The sequence below is a fragment of the Pseudomonas sp. AGC41 genome (genome assembly GCF_057334555.1).
Genome location: NZ_JBHFJB010000035.1, coordinates 7,803 through 15,503 on the forward strand (window position 1 = coordinate 7,803; position 7,701 = coordinate 15,503).

At 63.4% G+C, this 7,701-nt stretch carries 8 protein-coding genes; 2 read left to right on the top strand and 6 right to left on the bottom strand.

The genetic code is table 11. The features are described from left to right. Positions 1-18: 18 nt before the first annotated feature. Positions 19-468, bottom strand: a complete 450-nt coding sequence (locus ACE04F_RS06450; protein ID WP_486105486.1) for an Rrf2 family transcriptional regulator — start codon at positions 466-468, stop codon at positions 19-21. Between the two features lie 143 nt (positions 469-611). Here ACE04F_RS06450 and ACE04F_RS06455 point away from each other — a divergent pair, with 143 nt between their 5' ends. After that, positions 612-1,511, top strand: a complete 900-nt coding sequence (locus ACE04F_RS06455) for an NAD(P)/FAD-dependent oxidoreductase (protein WP_486105487.1) — start codon at positions 612-614, stop codon at positions 1,509-1,511. A gap of 3 nt (positions 1,512-1,514) precedes the next feature. On the opposite strand, the gene ACE04F_RS06460 is transcribed toward ACE04F_RS06455, so the two are convergent. The 3 genes from ACE04F_RS06460 to ACE04F_RS06470 are packed head-to-tail and all read right to left on the bottom strand — an operon-like array spanning position 1,515 to position 4,548. Then, positions 1,515-2,822, bottom strand: a complete 1,308-nt coding sequence (locus tag ACE04F_RS06460) for a CitMHS family transporter (protein ID WP_486105488.1) — start codon at positions 2,820-2,822, stop codon at positions 1,515-1,517. A gap of 53 nt (positions 2,823-2,875) precedes the next feature. Then, on the bottom strand, positions 2,876-3,199 hold the full coding sequence (locus ACE04F_RS06465) for an AtuA-related protein (protein WP_486105489.1): 324 nt from the start codon (positions 3,197-3,199) through the stop codon (positions 2,876-2,878). Then, positions 3,199-4,548 (bottom strand): acyclic terpene utilization AtuA family protein, encoded by a 1,350-nt coding sequence (locus ACE04F_RS06470; RefSeq protein WP_486105490.1) that lies wholly within the window; start codon positions 4,546-4,548, stop codon positions 3,199-3,201. The genes ACE04F_RS06465 and ACE04F_RS06470 overlap by 1 nt, the downstream gene beginning before the upstream one ends. 101 nt (positions 4,549-4,649) lie before the next feature. On the opposite strand from ACE04F_RS06470, the gene ACE04F_RS06475 reads away from it, so the two are divergent. Further along, positions 4,650-5,540, top strand: coding sequence for a LysR family transcriptional regulator (locus tag ACE04F_RS06475; protein ID WP_486105491.1), 891 nt, complete (start codon positions 4,650-4,652; stop codon positions 5,538-5,540). 129 nt (positions 5,541-5,669) lie between these two features. Here the strand turns inward: ACE04F_RS06475 and ACE04F_RS06480 are convergent, their stop codons facing one another. Beyond that, entirely contained in the window at positions 5,670-6,521 is an 852-nt protein-coding gene (locus tag ACE04F_RS06480) for a CAP domain-containing protein (RefSeq protein ID WP_486105492.1), read from the bottom strand. A gap of 194 nt (positions 6,522-6,715) precedes the next feature. After that, positions 6,716-7,489, bottom strand: coding sequence for an L-iditol 2-dehydrogenase (locus tag ACE04F_RS06485; protein ID WP_486105493.1), 774 nt, complete (start codon positions 7,487-7,489; stop codon positions 6,716-6,718). Positions 7,490-7,701: the final 212 nt, after the last annotated feature.

Here is a 7,701-nt window from a genome sequence, read left to right on the forward strand (position 1 = left end):
GGCTCGCTCCCACAGGGATCAGTGGTTAGGCTCGTCCTCGTGGGCGCCCCGAAACCGCGCATCAAAATCCTCGGCCAACTGCGCCAGGGTAATGCTGCCCAGCCGCTTGAGCAGCAACGCCTGGGCCTCGTCGAAGGCGTCCGTCAGCGCCGCATTCACCGCTTGTTCCACCAGGCATTGCGGGTGGTCGGTCGACAGGCCAAGCGCAAAGATCGAGGTGCTGCCCAACGCTTGATGAATATCCAGCAGCGTCATCTCCGAGAGCGGCTTGGCCAGGGCCCAACCACCGCGATGGCCTTTTTCCGACGTGACGTAACCCTGTTCCTTGAGCAACGCCATGGTCCGGCGCACGACCACCGGGTTGGTGCCGAGCATCTGCGCGAGGGTGTCGGAGGTGGCGGATTGCTGGTGGCGATCCATGTGGATCAATACATGGAGCATGCGGGACAGGCGTGTGTCGTTTCTCATCGGGCTGACAGATTCCATGACTGGGCGACGGTGAGTATTACCCGTAATCGCAAAAGTTACGAGACTGTTGACAGTGGCTTTTCAAGAAACTTACGATGTGTCGAGACTTGCCGCGCCACCGAAACCACTCTTGGAGATCGCCCATGGAATACGACGTCATCATTACAGGCGGCAGCTATGCCGGTATGTCCGCAGGTCTGCAACTGGCCCGCGCCCGGCGCAAGGTGCTGGTGATCGACGCGGGCGAGCGTCGCAATCGCTTCGCCGCGACTTCCCATGGCTTTCTCGGGCAGGACGGTCGTGCCCCAGACGATATAGCCGGCGACGCCCGTGTTCAGCTCATGGCGTACCCGACGGTTGATTGGGTTTGCGACACCGCGACTCAGGCCAGCAGGGATGCCGAGGCTTTTATTGTCGAGACCGCAGCCGGCCTGCGTTACCGTTCTCGCCGGCTGCTGCTGGCCACAGGCGTGATTGATGACTTGCCCGACGTGCACGGGCTGACTGAGCGCTGGGGCAAGAGCGTCTTCCATTGCCCGTATTGCCACGGCTACGAGTTGGACCAAGGGCCGATCGGCGTTCTCGCAACCTCGCCGATGTCGCTGCACCACGCCTTGATGCTGCCCGACTGGGGGCCGACGACGTTCTTCACCAATGGCGTGCTGGCGCTTGATCCGGAGCAACAGGTGAGCCTCGATCAGCGTGGCGTCACCGTGGTGACCGAGCGAGTGGCGCGTATCGAAGGCGAGCGGGCCGACGTGGTACTGGCCAACGGTCGGGTGGTCGCCATCGACGGCCTGTTCGTCTTGCCGCGTACGCGGGTTGCCAGTCCCCTCGCGGCAGCCCTGGGCTGCGCGTTTGAAGAGGGTCCGCTTGGCGCGTTCATCCAGAGCGACGCGATGAGCCGGGAAACCAGCGTGCCGGGCATATTTGCCTGCGGCGATGCGGCCATGCCGTTCGGCTCGGTCGCGCTGGCCGTTGGCGATGGGGTGAGGGCGGGCTCGGGGGTACATCGGTCGCTGATCTTCCAAGCCCACCCGTGAGTTTCAGACTTGTACAGCCCCGGTTGCCACGGCAAAGGCGAGCATTACCAGGCTGACGCCCCAGGCCCAGAAAAACGTATAGGCCATGTGCTTGCGCAACTCTACGCCGGACAGTGCCAGGGCCAGATACACGCTGGGTACCACCGGGCTGATGGAGAAGCCGGTGTTCTCACCGATCAGCATGGCCCGGGCCACCGCTTCGAGAGGAACGCCAGCGGCGATGGCGACGTCCTTGATCACCGGCAGCAGGGCGAAATAGTAGGCGTCCGGCGAGAAGATCATTCCAAGGGGGACGCCGAAGAACCCGACAATCACATGCAGGTATTGGGCAGCACCGGCGGGCAGGATGTCGATCAGCGCCAAGGCCATGCCGTCTGACATCTTCGCCCCGGAGAGCACGCCCAGCAGTACGGCGGCCGCCATCATCACCAAGACCATCTGCAACGCATCGGACGCATGGGCCTTGAGGCGTTCGGCCTGGGCGTCGAGGGACGGGAAGTTCAAGGGCAGGGCGATGCCCAATCCCACCATGAAACAGGCGTACAGCGGAAAGATGCCGGTGAACAGGCACAGCAGAATGCCGCCGGTAAGGGCCACATTCAGCCAGTAACGTAGCTGCCGGGGAGACAGGCTGAATTCGCGGCTTTGCATTTGCAGGTCGTCCATGTCACGCGTCGCGGCCGCACCCAGCGACATCGATTGGCGCCGCTGGGCGCGTGACCCCAGTATCGTCGCCACCCCGAGCATGCACACCAGGCCCACCAGCTGCACCGGCAGCAACCCCAGCCACAGCTCGGTGGCATCGAGCCCCGACACGGCAGCGGCCCGCGCAGTCGTGCCGCCCCAGGGCACCATATTGATGACCCCGGCCGTGGTTCCCACCAGGCACAACAGCATCGTCGGGCTCATGTTCAGGCGCTTGTACAAGGGCAGCAGTGCCGGGATGGTCAGCAGGAACGTCGCGGCGCCGACGCCATCCAGATGCACCACTGAAGTCACCAGAACGGTAACCAGCGCCACCGCCAGGGGCTTGCCGCCCGTGCTGCGGATCAACAGGTTGACCAGCGGATCGAACAACCCACGGTCGCGCATGATGCCGAAGAACAGGATGGCAAACAGAAACAGCGCAGCGGTCGGCGCGACAGTGATCAGGCCGGCCTTGATGAACTCGCCGATCTGCGCGAGATTGAAGCCGGCGAGCAGGCAGACGAGCACGGGAAGGGTGGTGAACGCCACCACCGGACTGATCCGGCGCAGCAATATCAGCCCGATAATGGCAAGCATCATCAGGAAACCCAGGGTTGTAATCATGTTGCAGCCTCTCTTTTTATTGTTGTCGGATGGTGTAGCGGGCGGCGAGTAGCTCAGTCTTCCGGTCCCGGCAGGCGCATGGCCAGGAGCAGGTAGCTGAGGCTTTTTCCATGGCGGTCGAGACCGCAGCTTCGATTCACGCCGCCTTCCAGGGCGTCCTCGAGCACAAAGTTCAACGCCTTCAGGTTCGGCAGTTCATAGCGGTGCACCCTGGAGGGCTGGCGCGTCGCGAACTGCTCGGCGACGAGCTCGCAGGTCAGCACCCGGAGCAGCCAGGAATAATGGGCCGGGTCGTGGGGAAATACCGCGATGCTGAGGATGTTGCCTTTGTCGCCGGCACGGGCGTGGGCGAAGTCGGCGAGGGTGACCAGGCTCATCAGTACCACTCCAGGGCTGTATGGATTTCATCACGCGGCAGCAGGAAGCTGCGGGTGGTAACGGCTTCTGCGAGATGGCGCCGGACGCCACCGCCGCCAGCCGGTCCGTTGGTGTAGAGCGACTCGACCTCCGCCAGGAGGGTTTCGAGCAGCGATCGGTCGGTATGGGTCAGGCCGATACGCACCCGCACGTCCTCCAGCAAAGGCGCCTGGGCCAGTTGTTTTTGCAGATAACGGCCAGCCTGGTCGTTGAACAGGCTGGCGACTCCCGACAGGTCGATCCACGGCTGTACACCTGGCGCCAGGCGATCGAAACGCTGCAGCAGGATGTCGCGCGCCAGGGCGGCACGCGCCACGGCACCGGGCCCTGCATAGGAGATCTCGGCCTCGCCGAACCAGAGTCCGCGCATACCCGCCAGGCCCTTGAGGGTGTCGGGGCGCGGATGGCCGATCACGCCAGTGATTTCCACTCGGTCGTTCCCCAGGTCCTGTACGCGGGCCGCGCCCAGATCCAGCACAACGTCCGGCGTCAGATAACGTCGCGGGTCATGGACTTCATAAAGCAATTGCTCCTTGACGGTCTGCTCGCTGACCCGTCCGCCACTGTTGCGCGTCTTGCCGATGATCAAGCGGCCGTCCTGGTGAATTTCGGCGATCGGGCAGCCGAGGTTGGCCGGGTCCGGGATGTCCTTCATGCCGGGATCGGCGAAATAGCCGCCGGTGACCTGGGCGCAGCATTCCAGCAGATGTCCGGCGGCGGTCGCGACGGCCATGTTCTGCCAATCGTCGGCCTTCCAACCCAACCCATGGCGGATCGCGCCTACCGCCAGGGACGGATCCGCAACCCGGCCACACAGCACGATGCCGGCGCCCTCGGCCAGTGCCTGGACGATGCCGTCGGCCCCGGTGTAGACGTTCACCGAAACAGGCTGTTCATCGGCACTCGACGATAGCCATTGTTCATAGCGTGGTGGCGTTTCTTCGAGCAGGTCGTCGCCCAGTACGCAGGCGATTTTCAGCGCCGGGAAACGCCCGGCCAATTCGTCGCGCAACCGCTGCGCGGCGGCCCTGGGGTTGGCTGCGCCGCCGTTGGTGATGATCGCAATGCCGGCTTCGATGCAAATCTCCAGCATGGGTTCGAGGAAGTCGAACAGGCGCGCGGAGTAGCCCGACCGTGGATCGAGGCGCTTGCGCAATTGCGCCTCGGCGAGGGTCCGTTCAGCCAGCAGCTCCAGCATGATGTAGCGCTGGCCGCTGCGTTGCGCCAGGTCCTGGGCCAGGCGCAGCGCGGCGTCGGGTCGATCATTGGCAAAACCTGCGCCGCACCCGACGAGAATTGTTTTTGTCATGTCCGTGTTCCACTGAAGGGTGGGCCCATAGTGGAGAGACCGAATTATTCTGTGAATTTTAAAGATAGAATCAATTGATCGAGTAATTTTATGAGCCGGTCATGAACGTTTCTTTCCGACAGCTTCGAGCCTTCATCCTCATTGCCGAGACTTCCAGCTTCACCCGCACCGCGGAACAGCTGCATCTGTCACAACCGGCGCTGAGCTACAGCATCCGGAAACTGGAAGAGAGCATGGGCTTGCAGCTGCTTGCGCGTAATACCCGCAGCGTCGAGTTGACGCCTGCCGGCGAGCATTTCCTGCCCCAGGCCAGGCGCATGCTGCGGGACATGGACGATGCCGTACGCGATGCTCGCGACACCTTGAGCCTGAGTCGCGGCACGCTTCGGCTCGCGGCCTTGCCCACGGCTGCCGCGTCGTTTCTGCCGATCGCCATGGCTGCTTTCCAGCGTGAAAACCCGGGTGTGACGGTGAGCCTGCTGGATGGCCGCGCCGGAGAAATCCTCGGCTGGGTACAGCGCGGCGAGGTAGACGCCGGCATCAGTTCGCTGCCTGAGGACCTGTCCGGACTGAGCTTCGAGCGCCTGTTGGATGACAATCTGGTACTGCTGAGCCACAAGCACTCGCAGGGTGACGGCCAGGATGAGTGGACGCACCAGCCCTACATTGCCCTGACGCCTGACACAAGCATCCGGCCTTTGGCTGACGCGGCGCTGCGCTATCTGAACGTGGATGCAATCCCCGCCTGGGAGGTGGCGCATATGAGCACGGCCACGGCGCTGGTCCGTGAAGGGCTGGGATTCTCTTTATTGCCGGCCAGTTGCACGGCGGTGTTCAACATCGGCGAACAGTGCGCTGTCACCCCAATCGATCAGCCGGCCAAGCGCTCGATCGGGCTGTTGCAGCGCAAGCCGGTGGCACAATCGCCGTCGTTGAGCCAGTTCATGGGACATGTGCGGCGGGTTTTGCGGGAGGATGAGGCGGGCGCTTGATGGGGGGCGTCTGCCGCCTTCGCGAGCAGGCTCGCTCCCACATTGATCGCGGCATACCCGAATGACTCCTCAGGGGCTCTTCTGTAGGAGCGAGCCTGCTCGCGAAGGCGCAAGCCCGGTCAGCACTGGTCATTGAGTACCAAACATCGCCGTCCAGTAGATCCCCGCATCGCTTTTCGGGTCCACTGCATATCCGGCGCCCAGTTCGCGAAATTGCGGGTTCATCAGGTTGGCGCAATGCCCGGGACTGGCCAGCCAGCCGTCCACCACTTTCAAAGCCGTGTCTTGCCCGGCGGCGATGTTTTCGCCGATGGCCTGGCCCAGGTAGCCGGCCAGTTCGGCGCGGTCGCCGGGCGTGCGGCCATCGCGGTCCTTGTGGTCGAAGAAGTTGTTGTTGGCCATGGCTCGGGTGTGATTCACCGCCGCCAGGGCCAGGGTGGCGTTCCAGGCCAGTGGAGTGGTCGCGGTGTAGGCCTCGGTGCCGCAGCGGCGCGGTTGCGCGCGAGCGCTGTTGATGAGCTTGAGCAGTTTCTGGCCCTCGGTTTGCCAATCGCCCAGACGCGCCGACAACAGCGGGCGAGCCAGCACGATGCGCCATTCGCGGTCCAGGCGGCTGACACCGACGTCAATGAATTGCGGATCGAGCACGACCTGGCAGAAACTTTCCTGCACCGCCTTCATCGCCGCTTGCGCGTCGCGCGGCCCGGATAGGCTGATTGCTTGCACGTTGACCATCGGATAGGCCGCCCGGGCCAACGCCTGTTGCAGATCGCCGATGCCATTGGCCGACAGGATCAACCGCGAATCCATCGCCAGCGGCGGCAGCTCCAGGGACGCCTGGCCGGCGCAGCTCTGGGACTGGCTGCGGTAGAGGTTGATGGATTCGACCAGTTTCGTCTCTTCGGTGGCTACCGCACTGACGGCGCACGTCAGCCCCAGCGACAGCGCGGCAAGACGCATGACGGAAAAAATGGCACGCATGTAAATCTCCCTTGAGCGGACGGCGCCTATGATGCGCAATTTTTGCCCCGCTGGGGCAACGGTATTCACGCTCTCTTGAAATCCCTGGGACGGCACCGTTTGGTACCGTTCGGGACGCTCCTCAAGTAGTGGGATCAATTTTCAGGCGAATAGGTCCATTTTCATCGTCTCAAGGCCGTAAAACCTGCGATGCGTCAGCTCATCCAGTTACCGCCGTCGACGTTATAGGTCTGTGCCACCACGTATTCGCTGTCAGCCGAGGCCAGGAAAACCGCCATGCCGACAAGGTCCTGGGCAGTGCCCATGCGGCCATAGGGAACCTGCCGAGCGACCTGACGCTTCTTCTCCCCCAGGGGCAGGTTCTCGTAGCGCGCGAACAGCGCGTCGACGCCGTCCCAGTGCTCGCCATCCACCACGCCAGGGGCGATGGCGTTGACGTTGATCCGATGCTTGATCAAATCCAGCCCGGCGGACTGGGTCAGGCTGATCACCGCCGCCTTGGAGGCGCAATAGACCGCCACCAGGGCCTCGCCACGCCGCCCGGCCTGACTCGCCATGTTGATGATCCTGCCGCCATGGCCCTGGCGGATCATCTGCCGGGCAGCGGCCTGCAGGGTGAACAGGGCGCCGGCCACGTTGATGGAGAACAGCCGTTCGTAGCTTTGCCGGGTGATTTCGACGATGGGCGCCAGATCGAACAGCGCCGCGTTGTTGATCAGGATGTCCAGCTTGCCCGCCCGGGCGACGACTGCCTCGATCGCCTGGTCGATCGAAACCTGGTCCGTCACGTCCATTTCTATCGCGTAGGCATTGCCGCCCAGTTCGCTGGCGGTGGCCTGGGCCCGGTCCAGATCGATATCGGCAATCGCCACCGTCGCGCCTTCGTCGATATAGGCCTGGGCGAATGTCTTGCCGATGCCACGGGCGGCACCGGTGATCAGCGCGCTTTTTCCTTGCAGTCGTTTCATGGGCGATGGTCCTGTTCTGGTAACAAAAATGAAGGTCGGTGGCTCTTGTGGCGAGGGAGCTTGCTCCCGCTGGGTCGCGCAGCAACCCCAAAAACGGCCAATGCGTTTCGTCAGGTAAACCGCATTCACCGGTTTTACGACTGCTGCGCAGCCGAGCGGGAGCAAGCTCCCTCGCCTCGGGTATCGGTCAAAGCGGGACACCGGCCGTGTTT